The organism is Bacillus sp. 007/AIA-02/001 (assembly GCF_004634455.1).
Lineage (GTDB): Bacteria > Bacillota > Bacilli > Bacillales > Bacillaceae_G > Bacillus_A > Bacillus_A cereus.
The window spans coordinates 22,448-38,563 of sequence record NZ_SEIY01000027.1 but is presented as its reverse complement, the minus strand read 5'-3'; the positions used below and the strand labels follow the sequence as shown (position 1 = coordinate 38,563).

Sequence of the window (16,116 nt, the reverse complement as noted above, 5' to 3'; positions counted from 1 at the left end):
TGCACCGGCAAGAAGGTTTCTTTTCAGCTAATACTTGTACATATGACGATATTATTTTATCATTTTATATAGAGTAAGATTTTGTAAGGGAAAGGAACTGTGTATGAATAAGCAAAGAATTTATAGTATAGTAGCAATTCTGCTATTTGTTGTAGGTGGCGTGTTAATTGGAAAGCCATTTTATGATGGATATCAGGCTGAAAAGAAACAGACTGAAAATGTGCAGGCTGTTCAAAAGATGGATTATGAAAAGCATGAGACGGAATTTGTAGATGCTTCCAAAATTAATCAACCAGACTTGGCGGAAGTAGCGAATGCATCATTAGATAAGAAACAAGTAATTGGTCGTATTTCGATTCCAAGTGTTTCAGTAGAACTGCCTGTTTTAAAAGCTTCTACTGAAAAAAACTTATTATCAGGTGCAGCGACAGTAAAAGAGAATCAAGTTATGGGAAAAGGAAATTACGCATTAGCAGGACATAATATGTCTAAAAAAGGTGTTTTATTTAGTGATATAGCTTCTTTGAAAAAAGGCGATAAAATTTATTTGTATGACAATGAAAATGAATATGAGTATGCGGTTACTGGTGTATCTGAAGTGACTCCTGATAAGTGGGAAGTTGTAGAGGATCATGGGAAAGATGAGATAACGCTTATTACATGTGTATCTGTAAAGGATAATTCTAAGCGTTATGTTGTTGCTGGTGATTTAGTAGGAACGAAGGCGAAGAAGTAAAAAAGAAGGTGAACTCTTTAAAGAGTTCACCTTCTTTTTTACTAATGTTGAGAAATAATAGAATATTTCGGTTCGTATTTAAGTATTCTTCTATTTATGTATAATAAAGTTAGAATTCTATATTTTGGGAGGAACAAGAGTGAGACAACAGGTGAAGAAACTTCTTTTAACAACGAGTATAGCGTTATTGGTAGCTCCAATTTCAGCTTATGCGCATCCAGGGCGTACAGATGCTAATGGCGGACATACGTGTCGTACAAATTGTGAGAAGTGGGGATTACAGTACGGGGAATATCATTATCACAATAAACCAGCTTCTAGTAGTGGCGCAACGAGCCCAGCTCCTAGTCAGAATAATAATAGTGCTGTAGAAGCTGAGAGACAAGCAGAAGCACAGCGCAATACTGAGGCTGAAAAACAACGTGCTGCAGAAGCACAGCGTAAAGCTGAAGAAGAGAGACAACGTGTAGCCGAGGAACAAAGAAAAGCTGAAGAGGCACGTAAGCAAGAGGAAGCGCAGCGCCAAGCTGATATGGAAAAAGGTCAACTTGAAGGTCAAAAGAATGGAGAAACTGATTTTAAAGCAGGAAAAAATGATGCAGAAGTGCATGTAGCTGGAAAATCTGATGCATATAAACAAGCGTTTAAAGCGACTTATGCAGCCGCATGGTCTTTAGAAGAGCAGAAGAAAACGCATTTTGAAAAAGGAAAAGAACAAGGTTTAGCACAAGAGACAATGGACGATAGTCAAGTTGCTCCAGAGTTTAAGGTAAACTTTGCAGACGGATTCAAAGTAGGGAATAAAGAAAGAACAGAAAAAATTGAAAAAGAGCAAGCTGAATTAGGGGAAAAGACAGGGAAAGAACTAGCTGAAAAGAATCCTGGAAATAGAGAGAAAGAAGTATACGTGAAGGCATATGAAAAAGCGTATGAAAAAGGCTATAAGTCTACAAAAAAGGCAGTAGAAAAGGCTGGCTATAAGTATGCATTTGAAAACTATGATTTAAAAGTTCCTGCTAAGTATGAACGAAATGAATTGTTAAAGAAATGGTTTACTGAAGGATTTAAATCGAATAAAAAAGCAGCGGAAATTCGAGAAGAAGGGTATAAAAAGGGAGATAGCTGGTTCTCATTTTTCTATAAGAGTTTCGTACCAAGTGAATATAAAGAACATAAAGAGCTGTACGAACAAGCAATAGAAAAAGGTAAAACAGTATAAAAAAAGATGAGGAGAAATTCCTCATCTTTTTTAATCCATCCATTTCACTAATTTCTTAGAAATTAATAATAAAACACAGCCTAATACAATTGCCACAGCGCCAATAACTGTGAATACTTCAGCGTATCCAAGTGAAGTTGTGAAGCTTGCAAGTTGTCCGCCTAAAATGTTGGCGATACCTGAACTTGCTAGCCATACACCCATTAATAAAGATGCTAATTTTACCGGAGCAAGCGCACTAACCATTGATAGTCCGACAGGTGATAAGAATAGCTCACCTAACGTATGGAAAAGATACGTAAAGACGATAAACAGTAAGTTTGCTTTTTCTGTAATGTTATGTTCATCACTACCTGTTTTTAATGTAGCAATAACGAGAATGATATAACCGATACCGAGCAAGATCATACCAAGTCCCATTTTAGTTGGGATTTTTAAATCACCTTGCTTGCGAGTTGCAAGTTTTGCCCATAATGCAGAAATGACTGGAGCAAGTAAAATAATAAATAATGGATTGACCGATTGGAACCAAGATGTTGGAACTTCCCATCCGAACACAGAGCGGTCTACAAATTTGTTTGTATATAATGTTAATGAGCTACCAGCTTGTTCAAAGCCAGCCCAGAAGAAGACAACGAAGCATGTTAAAATGACGATAACTGCGGTACGTTGTTTTTCTTTTTTTGTTAACGGTGTATCTCCTACTGATGGTTGTCCAGCAGCTGTTTGTAAATCACGAGTTGGTTTTTTACCGATATTACCAAGGAAGCGATTTGATAGTGTTGTAAATAAAATTTGTCCAATGATCATTCCGATTGAAGCGGCTAAGAAACCGTAACGGAATCCGTAATGTACAACGCCATCAACTGTTGTTTTGAATAAATTTTCTGATAAAAATCCGCAAACGAGTGGAGCTAAAAATGACCCGACGTTAATACCCATATAGAAAATGGTAAATGCACTATCACGTTTTGGATCGTTCTCTTCGTATAATTCTCCAACCAGTGTAGAGATGTTCGGTTTGAAGAATCCGTTACCTATAATAATAAGCGCTAATCCGAGGTATAGGCCTAATTGGTTTTGCAAGGCAAATAGTGTAAGGTTACCGATTGCCATTGTTATACCACCAATTGTGATTGCTTTTCGTCTACCTAGAAAACGGTCTGTTAAGTATCCACCAATCATTGGTGTGAAATAACAGGCTCCAGTATAAAATCCGTAAATAGAGAGTGCCCATGCGGGACTAAACCCAAGACCACCGCTTACTAAAGCTGTCGTTAAATATAATGTTAATAATCCTCGTAATCCATAGTAACTAAATCTTTCCCACATTTCTGTAAAGAAGAGTAAGTATAAACCTGGAGGATGTTTCTTTTTTCTTTGTTGTTCTCTTTCTAGTTGTATCGCTGATTCCATGTTATTTTCCTCCTGACACAAACAAAAACAAAGTTAATAATTTTGTACATTTAATATTTTACTTTATTAACTATTATAAGTCAATAAAGGTTGATTTTTCAGAAGAAATTGGAAAAGAGGAATAGCTATAGAATGGGTGTTTCTTTTGTGATAGACTATGGACTATGTTTTCTTTGTAAGGAAGCGGGTTATTGTACTTTTTTATATGTGAAATTGATTTCATAAAAGATGAAATTAAAGAAGGAGAAAGAAATGAAATTGTTACAGAAAAAAGAAATTTTACTTATTAGCCTTATGTTATTCTCTATGTTCTTTGGAGCAGGGAATCTGATATTTCCACCTTTCCTTGGATATGAAGCAGGAGAACATGTTTGGATTTCATTAGTAGGATTTATTATATCAGCAACAGGTCTTCCTATATTAGGTGTTATCTCCATTGCAAAAGCAGGAAGTTTTCAAACGTTAGCGGGTAGGGTTCATTCTTCATTTGCAATTATTTTTCCATGTATCGTGTATGTATTTATTGGACCTGGGCTTGGTATACCACGTGCGGGAAGTTTAGCTTTTGAAATGGGGCCAGGTCAGTTATTCCCTGAAGCAGGAAACGGATTATTATTGTTTTACACAGTTATTTTCTTTAGTATTGTTTACTGGTTAAGTTTATCCCCATCTAAATTAATGGGGTTGTTTGGAAAAGTCTTGACGCCGTTATTATTATGTATGATTGCACTCATTTTTATAAAGAGTATGTTTACAACGGTAGGAGATATGAAAGAACCAATAGGGAACTATGGACAAGCTCCTATGTTTCAAGGGTTTTTAGATGGATATTTAACAATGGATGCGTTAGCTGCTTTAATCTTTGGAATTGTTATTGCAAATGCATTACGTGCAAAGGGTATTGAAGATGATAAAGGTTTAGCGAAATATATGAGTATTGCTGGCATTGGGGCAGGATTATTATTATCGATTATTTATGTCATCCTTGGATATATGGGGGCAATTAGTGGCTCATTAGGAACATTCGATAACGGTGCGAAAGTGTTAGCACAAGTTATGATTACATTATTTGGACAGGGCGGAGTCGTTTTATTAGGTCTTATTTTTACTATCGCGTGTTTATGTGTTTCAATTGGACTTGTTACGTCTTGTAGTCAATTTTTTGCGAGTGCATTTCCGAAAGTATCTTATAAATTGTGGGCATTTATAGTAAGCGTTGTTAGTATGATTTTAGCTAATTTAGGGTTAACGCAAATTTTAAAAGTATCAGTACCAATTCTTGGATTTATTTATCCAATTGCGTTAACGCTTATTATTCTAGGGTTATTCCATCAGTATATTGGAAAGTATGCATACGTATATGCAGTAACTGTTTTGGTTGTAGCGATATTTAGTGCAATTGATATTTTAAATAAAAATGTAATGATGAATCAGTGGACGTCAGCATTAAAATACATTCCGTTTTATACAGAAGGTGTTGGGTGGATTGTTCCAGCTATTGTAGGCATGTGTCTTGGTTTCATCGTTAGCATTGTTTTAAATAAGAATAACTGAGTAAAAAGGTGTTTTCCGATTTTGGAAGACGCCTTTCTTTTTTTGGAAAAAATACTATTGAAAATGAATAGACTAGGAGTATGATAAAGATAATTGGTAATATATAGGTTTAATGAGAGTTACAAATGAGGGGGGAGCGTATGAAGAAGGATTTGGATAAGAAAATAGAAGCACTCGAAACGGCAATTGAAACAATTCAAGAAGCACTTGCTGAATTAAAAGTAAAGCAAAGGGAAATAGAAGTAGAAAACGCTCAGCAACATGTTAGTAAGAACAAGAAAGAATATATTGAAACGGTAATGGAGGAAAAGCCAAAAGAAGAAATAGTTAAGATAAAAGAGCCTTTGCAAGAACGTCAGGTAAAACAAGTAGATATATCTGCTTTTAAACCAGAGCCATTTAATATTATTAAGTTTTGTCAAACATGGTTACCGCGTGTATTTGTCGGTATTATGTTGCTTGGAGTGATCTGGTTATTTAAAGCAGGGGTAGATGCTGGCTTATTAACACCAGCGATACGAATTGTGTTTGGTATCGTATTATCTATCGGATTGTATTATATAGGAGATATTCAAATTAAAAGAGAGCGGCAGGCGTTAGGGTTAGTATTAGCTGGAGGAAGTATTACCGGGATTGTTCTAACAACGTTTGCAGCACATTATTTATATGGATTTATTCCGGCAAGTGTCGCGTTTCTCTGTAATATTGCATGGGTTATTTTAGGTATTTATTTAGCGAAAAGATATCAATCGGAATATCTCACTATTTTCGTAGCGGTCGGAGCGTTCTTCGTACCATTCTTGTTAAATAGTACGACTCCTAATCCTTATATTTTCTTTGGATATGAGACAGTATTAACACTTAGTTTATTATGGTATGCGTTGAAAAATCGTTATAAATACTTATATATGATTTCTTACGCTGTTGCAGCCATTGTCCTTTTCGTTTTCTTTGCTGTTATGTCAATGTTAGTAGAGAACTTGCAAATACAGTTAACGATTGTATATGGTTTGATTCATTTACTATTATTTTGGCATATGTTTACGGAGAGAAGTTTTATACTAGAACCACGTTTAGCGATATTTAGTGCAAATGCAGTGTTCTTTATACTAGCTATTTCAAAAATACATGATTTTACAACATGGGGATTAATTATTAGTGCAATCGTGCATGCCGCTATGTTCGTATTTGAATATAGGAAAAATAGACATTCTACATTTACAAATCTCTTATTTGGTTTCGCAATGGGAGCATTTAGTTTAGCAATTTTATATGAGTATAGTTTAGTGAATGCAGCGATTGTACTATTATTACAAGGTTTCCTCGGCATGGTCACTTCTATTAAAGTAAAACAACAGATAAAATTGTATGTTAGTGCGACGGTTTACGCAATTGGAATGATACAGACTATTTTTAGCCCGTTTGATCAATTTATTTCGGCAGGCTTTGTTGCTCATCTTATTTTAATAGGAACGTTCTATTATTGCATGAGAGAAGCGAAAGAAGTATTAGCGAGCTTCGGCAAATATATGTATTCTATAGTGCTCTATTGGTTTATGATAATTGTATTTATTACAATTACGAGAATCGGTGAAGTTTTATCTACAGATGGAAGCGTAATTAGTGTATCAGTATCGTTATTATGGATGGTATATGCATTATTTGCGGTTTGGTTTGGAAGAAATAGAAATATGAATGAAATATTATATGCTGGTTTAGTCGTTTTAGTCGTAACGGTAGGGAAGTTATTCTTACTTGACTTACCAGAGGTATCGATGATGATTAGGGCAGTGTTATTCCTAATCGTCGGTAGTATAGGTATCGTTATTTCAAGAATGTTTTTCTCGAAGGAAGAGAAGTGAGAAGAAGGCAATCCATGTATGGATTGCCTTTTTTATTATTTCTTATTAATTGTTACAGTTTCATTATATTTCGTTGTTGTATTTTGGCGTAGACGAAGCGTTGCTTGTCCAATTGTATTTGAATCAATCTGTACATTTACAACTTTCTCAGCAGAGCCTAAGCTGTTTGTTGTGAAAGAAAATGCACTGCTATATCCAAAAGTAGATGGCCAAGTGCCGTTTGCATTTTGTACTTTAGCCACTTGTGTTCCTCCAGTAGTGAAGATACCTAAAGAATAGTTGTTATAAGTTGTATTAGGTAGTAAGTTGTTTACTTGAATCTTCATTTGGAAAATTTCATTGTTTGGTAGAATGCTAGGGTGTGTAACGACGTAGTCGCTTGTTGTTACCGCACCATTATAACCGTATGAACCTGGTTTGAAAGTATTTGTATTAAACCATTGATAACCTGCATTTGGTGCACCCCAAGGTTCAGGTTGTGGTTCTGTTGATAAGCTTGGCTGTTCAAATGTCTGTAGAGCTGTAGGTGAATCAAGTTGTAAACCATTTACTTGATCTAAACTTGTAAATGTCTCTTTATTCGATAACCAATTTACGATGTTTTCTAATAAGATAGCATCGTTTTCTTCTTTATAACCATCGTAAGTTTTCTTTGTTTGGCCAGAATCTTCACGAACGTACTTTGGCGTAGCATCTTCAACAGGAGAAGAGTCACCAATAAAGGCAGCTTTTCCAAGTCCTACTTTTGCAATTGCAGCATATGGGCCTTCTGCAATACCACCGCCATTATAAACGCCACTATCAACAGCGTTATTCCATTTTGATGGATTTTCTGGAAGGTAAACAAGTCCTTTTGCTAGTTTTGGGTTTGTAATTGCTAGAGTAGAACCAGCATGCATTGCTACAGACGAAACACCTTTTGTAATTCCGAAAGATTGTTCAGGTGATACAATTGTTTTCGCTGAAACATCACCAAGTGCATTGTAGTGGAAGCGAATACCGAAGTTGTCAGAGAGCCAATCAGAGCTTTCTACTCCTTGCATAGCTTGTGAATTTGCTTCTTCATTAGACATTCCTTTTGCTGGATTATCCCAAGCACCGCGTCTATATCCATTAAATACTTCAGAAGAGTCCCAGCGATTTTTATTACGATCTGCATTGTAATGATCAGCAATAAAGAAGATACTACCACCATTTTTTACATATTGTAACATAGCGTCCTGCTCAGATTTTTTGTAAGGAATATTAGCTTCTGGAACGATAAATACATTGTAATCTTTTAAATCTTCGTACGTAATAGGTGTTGATTTACGAAGTTCCTTTACGTGATATCCGTTTTTTGCAATGCCGTTTCCGAAGTCAGAAAAGCCGCCGTCAATAACCCAGTCAGCTGTCCCAGCAGTTTGACCGTGTGTATTATCAAATAATACTTTCTTCCCATTGTTTTGATTTACAACTTTTGCAGCAATTTCAGGAGCTGGGTCTACAGAGCTTTCGGCATAAGTAGACGGTATGAACGAGGTCCCTATACTTAGTGTAATTGCTGTTGCTAAAGAAAATGTAATCCATTTTTTATTCTTCATAGAAGAATCCCCCTAATAATAAATATATGTGCTTTAATAATGTAATTTATTTTTCTGTAAAAATAAAGACGGAAAACATAAAAAATATTAAAAAATTGTAAAAATACCGTGAATTTTGTTGAGAAATATTTATATAGATATAAAAACATCCCTTCCAAGTAATAAGGAAGGGATGTTTTGCTTAACTAATTTTTGAGTTAGGTGTTTCATCAATCTTATGAAACCCTTTCATGTAATATACGATTGCTAAGCCGATAAGCCAAATTGGGCCGACAATCAATGCAATTCGTGTATCTTCTGAATACGCCATTATACATAAGACTAGTGCAAGGAAGGCAAGTGAGAAATATGAGCTTAATGGGTATAAAGGCATTTTATATGATAACTTTTGTTTATTTTGAGTAGGCAAGCTTTTACGGAATTTAATTTGAGCGACTAATATAATGCCCCAAGTCCAAATTGCACCGAAAGTTGAAATGCTAGTAAGCCATGTAAATACCTTTGCAGGTACAAGATAGTTTAATATAACACCAATTAGTAAAACGATAGCAGTTGCTACAATTCCTTGGCTTGGAATGCCATTTTTATTTAAACGACCAAATCTTTCAGGAGCTTTTTTCTGCTGAGCTAATGTATATAGCATACGGCCTGTACTAAATAAACCACCGTTACAAGAAGAAAGAGCTGCTGTTAATACGACAAAGTTAATAATACCTGCTGCTTTTGCGATACCAATTTGCTGGAATGTTAATACGAATGGACTGCCTTTCTCACCAAGTTCGTTCCATGGATAAATTGCCATCATAACGAATAATGCCCCAACGTAAAAGAGTAGAATTCTCCAAAATACGTTATCAATTGCCTTTGCGAGTGTTTTCTTCGGATTTTGAGCCTCACCAGCTGTAACGCCGATTAATTCAACGCCTAAATAAGCGAATAGTACCATCTGCATGGAGAGTAGTAACCCAGAAAATCCATTTGGGAACCAGCCACCATGTGACCAAAGATTTGAAATACCAGTAGCGATACCACCGTTTCCGAATCCGAATAAAATAATACCAGCTCCGACTACTATCATACAGATAATTGTGACAATTTTAATGAGAGCAAACCAAAACTCAAGTTCTCCAAATACTTTTACCGATAAGAAGTTAAAAGCGCTCATTAATAATAGAGCAAGTAATGCCCAAGTCCAGCGCGGGATATCAGGGAACCAGTACTGCATGTAAATGCCAGCTGCTGTAATTTCAGCCATACAAGTAACAACCCATAAGAACCAGTAATTCCAACCAGTAATATAACCAGCGAGTGGTCCAATATAATCATATGCATATTTACTAAAAGAACCAGCAACAGGTTGTTCAATTGCCATTTCCCCAAGCGCTCGCATAATGAAAAAAATAACGAGACCGGCAATCATATAGCCTAGCAAAATAGAAGGACCTGCTAGTTTAATGGCGGAAGCGGATCCTAAAAATAGCCCAACGCCAATAGCTGAGCCCAGTGACATTAAAGTAATATGTCGTTCTTTTAAACCACGATTTAAAGTTCCAGATTTGTTTGTGTGCTGCATAAGAAGAATCCCCCTTGTAGAGTGAACGATATTTGAATGCGTTTACTAAATATTTAACTATTTCAAATTATAAAACATTTCTATCTGTTATGCTACAAAAATAATCATAATGAACTGTACTACATCTGTACTTGTCAGACTTAAACTTAAAATTCGAACTATTAGGGAATATATTGACTCTTCTTTTTATTGATTGTTAAGATTAAGTATTATAATTTCTCACATACTAGTAAGAAAAAGAATGTGTGATAATAATTCAGGTGTAGGAAGGGTACATAAGCATGTTTCAATTACAAAAATATAACACTTCTGTGAAGCAAGAGTTTTTAGCTGGCATCACAACTTTTTTTACATTTGCGTATATTCTTGTCATCAATCCAAAAATATTATCTGATGCAGGTGTACCATTTGACCAAGCGTTTACAGCAACAATTATTGCAACCGTTGTTGGAACAGTAGGTATGGCGATTTTCGCGAATTACCCGATTGTTATTGCTCCAGCTATGGGAATGAATGCATATTTTGCTTATTCTGTTGTACAGAAGGCAGAAGGGATTACATATGTAGTTGCCTTTTCAGCTGTATTTGTAACGGGGATTATTTTTCTTTTATTATCTTTTACTTCGTTTAGGCAAAAGTTAATTTTAGCAATTCCTGATAGTTTAAAGCATGCAATTGCAGGTGGAATTGGACTATTTATTGCTTTTATTGGATTGCGCCTTTCTGGAATTATCGTGGGTCATCCGTCTAATTTAGTTACGATTGGTGATTTTCATTCTCCAGCTGTTATTTTAACTTTAATTGGTTTAATATTAGCGGCGGTATTAATGACATTGCGTGTGAGCGGTGCATTATTTATTAGTATGATTGTGACAGGAATTATTGCCTTCTTTACAGGGCAATTGAAGTTTGCTGATAAAATTGTGGCGATGCCTCATTTACCAGAGGGTATCATCGTTTCAAACCCAATCAATGCCTTTTCAGATGTAATTGAATACGGATTATACGGCGTTGTATTTTCATTTTTACTTGTACTTTTATTCGATACAACAGGTGCATTACTCGGTTTAATTAAACAAGCAGGTTTAATTACAGACAATACAGAGAAGCGTTTTGGTAAAGCGTTTATTGCAGATGCAATTGGCGGGACTACAGGTTCTATCTTTGGAACAAGCCCAACAGCAGCGACGATTGAATCGTCAGCAGGTATTGCTGCAGGTGGTAAAACTGGATTAACAGGGATTGTAGTTGTTGGTCTAACAATTATAACGGCATTTTTTAGTCCTGTTATTGCTTCTTTATCAAGTGTAGCCGCTATTACAGCTCCTTCATTAATTATAGTAGGTAGTTTAATGGCACAAAGCATTCGAGATATTAATTGGAATGAATTTGAAGATGCGTTACCAGCATTTTTAATTTTTATAGGTATTCCGTTAACATCTAGTATTGCAAATGGAATCGCAATTGGATTTTTAGTATATCCAGTCTTGAAAATTGTGAAGGGTAAAGGGATGGAAGTACATCCATTACTATACTTATTTGCATTCTTATTTGGATGTCATTTATTCTTATAATATAAATATAGGAGAGGGCCTTCTTATGGGAGGCTCCCTTTTTGTGTATAATAAAGTGAAACTATAGGCAGTAGGGGATATCCTCACTGTGTATTAGCCCGCACCAATTGGGATAAGGTGAAAACTTAATTGGTTTCGTAAAATATAAATTACATAATGCAATATATATGTTACAATAAAGGTGGAGGAGGAACATGAATGGCTGTAAGTAAAATAAAAGTCGCGCGTGTTCAGTTAGATTTAACACAGCAACAATTAGCAGAAAAAGTAGGCGTTACAAGGCAAACGATTAGTTTAATTGAGAAGGGGAAATACAATCCATCTTTAGATTTATGTTTAAAAATTTGTTATGCAGTAGATAAAACGTTGAATGATTTGTTTTGGGAGGAAAAGGAGTGGTAGGATGAAAATCGTGAAAGATGAACGTTTAATGATTGAAGGGTTAAAACATATTAGATTAGCTTTCATCTTACAAAATATCGTCATACTAGCTATCGTCTTTTACCGCTATGTCTTGCAAGGGGCAGGATATGAAAGTGTTTCGGATTTATTAATGGTATTTATGGGCGGGATAATAATTATTAACTTTTTAAATCTGAAAAATTCAGTGGAAGTGTATGAGCATACGGGCGGAGTGTCGCGTCGTTATTTTATGAAGCTATTATTCATTCCGGTGGGTATTATTATTGGGATTTTAGCTATTTGTATCGTTGTAACACCAGATATTTCGATAAAGGAAATTAGTATGACAGGACTTATTATGTTTGCTTGTTTTTTAGTTCCTAGTTTGTTTATATACATATATATGAAAAAAATAAAAAGAGAAGATTGAAATATAAGAAAGGCTTTCCCGTATTGAGGAAAGCTTTTCTTATATCTTTTTATACAAAACTTTATGAAGGCCAATTGGTTCAATTTCAAAAATTTCACCATGCTCCTGAAAGCCTAATCGCTTGTAATAGTCAGCTACAGTAATTCGGCCATTACACCATAACATATTTGCTTGACGCTCTTGTAAGATTTGTTCTGCATTCTGAATTAAGGAGCTTCCAGCGTGGTTGTTTCGAAACTCAGGTAATGTGGCCATTCCTCGTAGACGATAATGAATACCGGCTGGTAGGTCAGGGTATATTTCTTTTGAGAAGGAAGCGATACTAATTAGTTCATCGTTTATAAATGCGCCTAAGTGGAAGGTGTCTGTTTCATAATCGGAAGGATATTTACAATCTGCTAATGTTTGATTGGGGCGTAAAATTTTTTGACGTAATACGTAAGTTTCAGATCCCTCAATATTTTTCACGATAATCATATTAACATCCTTTCTTATAAGGCCTTTTCTGTTAATTGTATAAAGAAATAAGCAGGTGCGGCGAGAAGTCCGAGTATGCTAGCAGTTCCGAGAAGGAGTGAAAGTAGGAGGCAAGAATATTTTATTCCATTCGATTTTTTCCATCCGTAACTACAAATCTCAATACTAACACCGATGAGAATAATGGCAACGAGTATTTCTGCTAATAATAAAAGAGCTAAAGTTACAATAGACATAATGTGATCCATCCTCATAATATGTGATAGTAACATTTTACCATATGAAGTTAAAAAAATGCCCCTCAATTATGTGAGGGGCATTTTTTTACTCTAATATGTTTTTTAGTGTATCGATATGTTCTTTTGAACCTGTTACAAGTAATGTGTCACCGTGTTGTAGTCTTGTATCACCATGTGGTATTAATGCTTTGTTACCGCGGTAGATTTGAATGACAAGTACATCACCTAAAAACGGGAGGCGGCGAAGCGCAACGCCGTTATATTTATTGCTGCGCAGTTCAACTTCACGTACTGTTTCGTTTGCTGTTGTAATTAAGCGAACGAGACTAGGTTTATCAATAAGTGCACGTAATAAAATACGTGTAGAGTTAATTGTTGAGAATACAGCGATATGTTCTTGCGTTGCTTTTTCTTGTAGAAGTGGATCTTCTACACTTGCAATAACATGTTCAACACCTAGCTCTTTTGCATGTTCTGCCAATAATAAGTTTTGTTCATCATCGCTTGTTGCAACAACGACGCGATCTGCATCAAATGCTGTTTGTTCAGTTAATGATGCGATTGTGATGTCATCTAATTTCACGATAGGGAAGTCATGTGATTTCGCTTCTTCATCATTTATTTTGTTTTGACGCATCATATATAGCGTTACGTCATAATCTTCTCGTTTTAAATCTAGTGATAACGGAAGGGTAATTCTGCTCGCGCCAATAATAGCTACTTTTGGTTTTGGTGTTTCTACTTTTGGGAACATTTTTTTAAACAATATAGGTGCAAAAATACAAGTAATAACTGCGCTTAAAATAAGAGAGGCAGATAAACTTGGACTGATGATCTCCAGTTTTTCACCAATTTGTGCAGCCGCAATAACTAAAGAAAGTGTCGATGTTAATAAGATTGCACTTCCAAGTACGATATTACGTGGATACCATTTTCTTAAGACGAGTGATGGTAAGAGTTTCGAAATAAAGAGTCCTACAATTAAGATTGGAATCATTAGCATGCTAGAAGGTTCTTTGAAAATAGACCACACCTCTAGATTTACACCAACCATTACGAAGAAAATAGGGATGAAGAAACCATAGCCGATAGAATCAAGTTTTTCCACCATATCTTCATTTGGTGATAATAACGATACAAGTACACCTGCTAAGAAGGCACCTAAAATATTTTCTGCTCCAACAGATTCCGATAACCCAACTAAGATTAAAATGAGTGCAAAAACAGCTCGTGTATCAATTTGTACACTACCAGCTTTTAAACTATCTAAGTATGGAATGTTTTTAAAGCGTTTTGCAATAAAGTAAATGACAATACCGGCACCGAATAGAATAAGTAAGAGCCACATACTTTGACCGCTTTCGGAATTTAATCCGACGAAAACAGCGAGTAAAATCATTGTAACTAAGTCTGCGATAACAGCAACTAATAAAATGATTTGTCCGATTGCAGTTTTTCCTAGGTTGTTTTCTTTTAATGTTGGTACAACAACACCTAAAGAAATAGTTGAAATAATTAAAGTCATGAACATTGCATTATCTACAAATCCTAGCCATACGAATAGTAATGATAGGGCATAAGATAAGATGAAAATAAATAAGAAGATAATGCTTGCTACTTGAAATGTATTTGGCTCGTTTGTCGTATTTTTTTTCCCTTTTTGTTTAAAGATAGAAAAATCAATTTCTAAACCGCTTAAGAACATGAGGAAGATAAATCCTAATGTTGATAAAACTTGAAGCCATATATCTGGCTCAATAATATTAAACCCACTTTTACCTACAAAGATTCCTGCAATAATTTCTGCAACGACAACAGGAAGTGCTTTTAATTTAAAGCGTTGTAACAAAAGGGGAACGAAAAACGCGATTGCAACGACAACCATAAGTGATAGAACAGAAGTATGATGTTCCATTGCGTTCTCTCCCTTCAAATAAATATAGTACCTATTTAGCCATATAATAGGTAGAAAAGCAACGCATATGGATTCGATTTCATAAAGAAAGATTTTTCTTAACATTTGTCATAATAAGTATATTTTTCATGATTCTGTTGTTAATTCCGTAATGTGGATGTAATAGGGGAGGGGATAAAAAAAGACTGCTGAGGAATCTCAGCAGTCTTTTTCATGTACATTACATTGAGAAGAAGATCCATACAGTTAAACCAACTGTTGCAGTTGCAACGAAGAAACTGTATATCATTGTAAGAATTTGAACTCTTCCTTCTCCTTCTTTTAAATGCATGAACATAATTAATTGTAACAATGCTTGCGCAACAGCCATTATGATAATAGTTGTTAAGACTGTTGAAAGTGGCAATGTTGTGTAAAGTGCCACGTATAACGCTAGAAACGTTAATGCAAGCGATAAAATAAATCCGAAAACGTGTGACCAAGGGAATCCGCTATGCGCATGCCCGTTTGCTTGATTGTTGTTTTGAGCCATTTACGCCACCATCCCGTTCAAGTAAACTAGTGTGTAAATAAAGACCCAAACTAGATCAAGGAAATGCCAGTATAAGCTGATAATGAATACTTTACGAGCTGTAACTGGTGTTAAACCTCGTTTTAAAATTTGGATAATAACACAAGTTGCCCAAATGATACCGCCTGTTACGTGAGCTCCGTGCGTTCCAAGAAGAACGAAGAATCCAGATAAGAAAGCACTTGTTTGAATTGTTGCGCCTTCACCAATGTACATAATGAACTCTTCGATCTCAAAGAATAGGAAACCTGCACCTAAAAGTAATGTAAGGACGAACCATCCAAGCATCGCTTTTTGGTTATGCTTACGCATTTCATGAATTACGATACCGCATGTAAAACTACTTGTTAAAAGTAGTAATGTTTGAATTAAAAGCGTTTTAAGTTCAAACAATTGCGCTGGTGTTGGGCCATCTGCCGTACGACCAGCAAGGACTAGATAAGAGGCGAAAAGTGTTGCGAACAGCATAATTTCAGCCCCAAGAAAAATCCAGAATCCTAGGATATTCAATCTGCTTTGTTCGGATTGATATTCCAAAGGTAAGCTTTTATCTAAAGCCGCCATG

15 protein-coding genes are annotated in these 16,116 nt (G+C 35.5%); 7 read left to right on the top strand and 8 right to left on the bottom strand.

Annotation, left to right across the window (positions count from 1 at the left end; translation table 11 throughout):
• Window positions 1–103: 103 nt before the first annotated feature.
• Both ES895_RS27605 and ES895_RS27600 read left to right on the top strand, forming a co-directional pair.
• Window positions 104–736, top strand: coding sequence for a class A sortase (locus ES895_RS27605; protein WP_001041724.1), 633 nt, complete (start codon window positions 104–106; stop codon window positions 734–736).
• 139 nt (window positions 737–875) lie between these two features.
• On the top strand, window positions 876–1,955 hold the full coding sequence (locus tag ES895_RS27600; protein ID WP_001249813.1) for a YHYH domain-containing protein: 1,080 nt from the start codon (window positions 876–878) through the stop codon (window positions 1,953–1,955).
• 30 nt (window positions 1,956–1,985) lie between these two features.
• Here the strand turns inward: ES895_RS27600 and ES895_RS27595 are convergent, their stop codons facing one another.
• Window positions 1,986–3,371 carry a peptide MFS transporter gene (locus tag ES895_RS27595; protein WP_000443143.1) on the bottom strand — a complete coding sequence of 462 codons (1,386 nt, stop codon included), beginning with the start codon at window positions 3,369–3,371 and terminating at the stop codon, window positions 1,986–1,988.
• Window positions 3,372–3,623: 252 nt separating this feature from the next.
• Between ES895_RS27595 and brnQ1 the strand changes: the two genes are divergently transcribed.
• Entirely contained in the window at window positions 3,624–4,925 is a 1,302-nt protein-coding gene (gene brnQ1 / locus ES895_RS27590; protein WP_135238818.1) for a branched-chain amino acid transport system II carrier protein BrnQ1, read from the top strand.
• Window positions 4,926–5,065: 140 nt separating this feature from the next.
• Window positions 5,066–6,787, top strand: coding sequence for a DUF2339 domain-containing protein (locus ES895_RS27585; protein ID WP_000710927.1), 1,722 nt, complete (start codon window positions 5,066–5,068; stop codon window positions 6,785–6,787).
• Window positions 6,788–6,822: 35 nt separating this feature from the next.
• Here the strand turns inward: ES895_RS27585 and ES895_RS27580 are convergent, their stop codons facing one another.
• Window positions 6,823–8,370 carry a DNA-binding protein gene (locus ES895_RS27580; protein ID WP_135238817.1) on the bottom strand — a complete coding sequence of 516 codons (1,548 nt, stop codon included), beginning with the start codon at window positions 8,368–8,370 and terminating at the stop codon, window positions 6,823–6,825.
• Between the two features lie 181 nt (window positions 8,371–8,551).
• Window positions 8,552–9,943, bottom strand: coding sequence for an amino acid permease (locus ES895_RS27575; RefSeq protein WP_001164895.1), 1,392 nt, complete (start codon window positions 9,941–9,943; stop codon window positions 8,552–8,554).
• Between the two features lie 281 nt (window positions 9,944–10,224).
• Between ES895_RS27575 and ES895_RS27570 the strand changes: the two genes are divergently transcribed.
• The 3 genes from ES895_RS27570 (at window position 10,225) to ES895_RS27560 (ending at window position 12,349) form a co-directional block, all read left to right on the top strand.
• On the top strand, window positions 10,225–11,517 hold the full coding sequence (locus ES895_RS27570; RefSeq protein WP_000487197.1) for an NCS2 family permease: 1,293 nt from the start codon (window positions 10,225–10,227) through the stop codon (window positions 11,515–11,517).
• Window positions 11,518–11,715: 198 nt separating this feature from the next.
• A complete protein-coding gene (locus tag ES895_RS27565) occupies window positions 11,716–11,919 on the top strand; it encodes a helix-turn-helix transcriptional regulator (protein WP_000301183.1) in 204 nt (67 codons plus the stop codon).
• 1 nt (window position 11,920) lies between these two features.
• Window positions 11,921–12,349 carry a hypothetical protein gene (locus ES895_RS27560; RefSeq protein WP_000706629.1) on the top strand — a complete coding sequence of 143 codons (429 nt, stop codon included), beginning with the start codon at window positions 11,921–11,923 and terminating at the stop codon, window positions 12,347–12,349.
• Between the two features lie 39 nt (window positions 12,350–12,388).
• On the opposite strand, the gene ES895_RS27555 is transcribed toward ES895_RS27560, so the two are convergent.
• The 5 genes from ES895_RS27555 to qoxC form a co-directional block, all read right to left on the bottom strand.
• On the bottom strand, window positions 12,389–12,826 hold the full coding sequence (locus ES895_RS27555) for a GNAT family N-acetyltransferase (RefSeq protein WP_000587679.1): 438 nt from the start codon (window positions 12,824–12,826) through the stop codon (window positions 12,389–12,391).
• A gap of 14 nt (window positions 12,827–12,840) precedes the next feature.
• Window positions 12,841–13,098 (bottom strand): DUF4022 family protein, encoded by a 258-nt coding sequence (locus ES895_RS27550; protein ID WP_044129536.1) that lies wholly within the window; start codon window positions 13,096–13,098, stop codon window positions 12,841–12,843.
• 52 nt (window positions 13,099–13,150) lie between these two features.
• Complete coding sequence (locus ES895_RS27545; RefSeq protein ID WP_000399972.1) at window positions 13,151–14,980, bottom strand: monovalent cation:proton antiporter family protein; 1,830 nt, start codon at window positions 14,978–14,980, stop codon at window positions 13,151–13,153.
• A gap of 220 nt (window positions 14,981–15,200) precedes the next feature.
• Window positions 15,201–15,512, bottom strand: coding sequence for a cytochrome aa3 quinol oxidase subunit IV (gene qoxD, locus ES895_RS27540; protein ID WP_000068425.1), 312 nt, complete (start codon window positions 15,510–15,512; stop codon window positions 15,201–15,203).
• On the bottom strand, window positions 15,513–16,115 hold the full coding sequence (gene qoxC, locus ES895_RS27535) for a cytochrome aa3 quinol oxidase subunit III (protein WP_000729318.1): 603 nt from the start codon (window positions 16,113–16,115) through the stop codon (window positions 15,513–15,515).
• Between the last annotated feature and the right edge of the window lies 1 nt (window position 16,116).

Coding starts and splice junctions, on each gene's coding strand:
- ES895_RS27565 (WP_000301183.1), top strand. CDS start 11,716: ATGGCTGTAAGTAAAATAAAAGTCGCGCGTGTTCAGTTAGATTTAACA.
- ES895_RS27595 (WP_000443143.1), bottom strand. CDS start 3,371: ATGGAATCAGCGATACAACTAGAAAGAGAACAACAAAGAAAAAAGAAA.
- ES895_RS27570 (WP_000487197.1), top strand. CDS start 10,225: ATGTTTCAATTACAAAAATATAACACTTCTGTGAAGCAAGAGTTTTTA.
- ES895_RS27585 (WP_000710927.1), top strand. CDS start 5,066: ATGAAGAAGGATTTGGATAAGAAAATAGAAGCACTCGAAACGGCAATT.
- ES895_RS27575 (WP_001164895.1), bottom strand. CDS start 9,943: ATGCAGCACACAAACAAATCTGGAACTTTAAATCGTGGTTTAAAAGAA.
- qoxC (WP_000729318.1), bottom strand. CDS start 16,115: ATGGCGGCTTTAGATAAAAGCTTACCTTTGGAATATCAATCCGAACAA.
- ES895_RS27605 (WP_001041724.1), top strand. CDS start 104: ATGAATAAGCAAAGAATTTATAGTATAGTAGCAATTCTGCTATTTGTT.
- ES895_RS27550 (WP_044129536.1), bottom strand. CDS start 13,098: ATGTTACTATCACATATTATGAGGATGGATCACATTATGTCTATTGTA.
- ES895_RS27545 (WP_000399972.1), bottom strand. CDS start 14,980: ATGGAACATCATACTTCTGTTCTATCACTTATGGTTGTCGTTGCAATC.
- brnQ1 (WP_135238818.1), top strand. CDS start 3,624: ATGAAATTGTTACAGAAAAAAGAAATTTTACTTATTAGCCTTATGTTA.
- ES895_RS27555 (WP_000587679.1), bottom strand. CDS start 12,826: ATGATTATCGTGAAAAATATTGAGGGATCTGAAACTTACGTATTACGT.
- ES895_RS27580 (WP_135238817.1), bottom strand. CDS start 8,370: ATGAAGAATAAAAAATGGATTACATTTTCTTTAGCAACAGCAATTACA.
- ES895_RS27560 (WP_000706629.1), top strand. CDS start 11,921: ATGAAAATCGTGAAAGATGAACGTTTAATGATTGAAGGGTTAAAACAT.
- qoxD (WP_000068425.1), bottom strand. CDS start 15,512: ATGGCTCAAAACAACAATCAAGCAAACGGGCATGCGCATAGCGGATTC.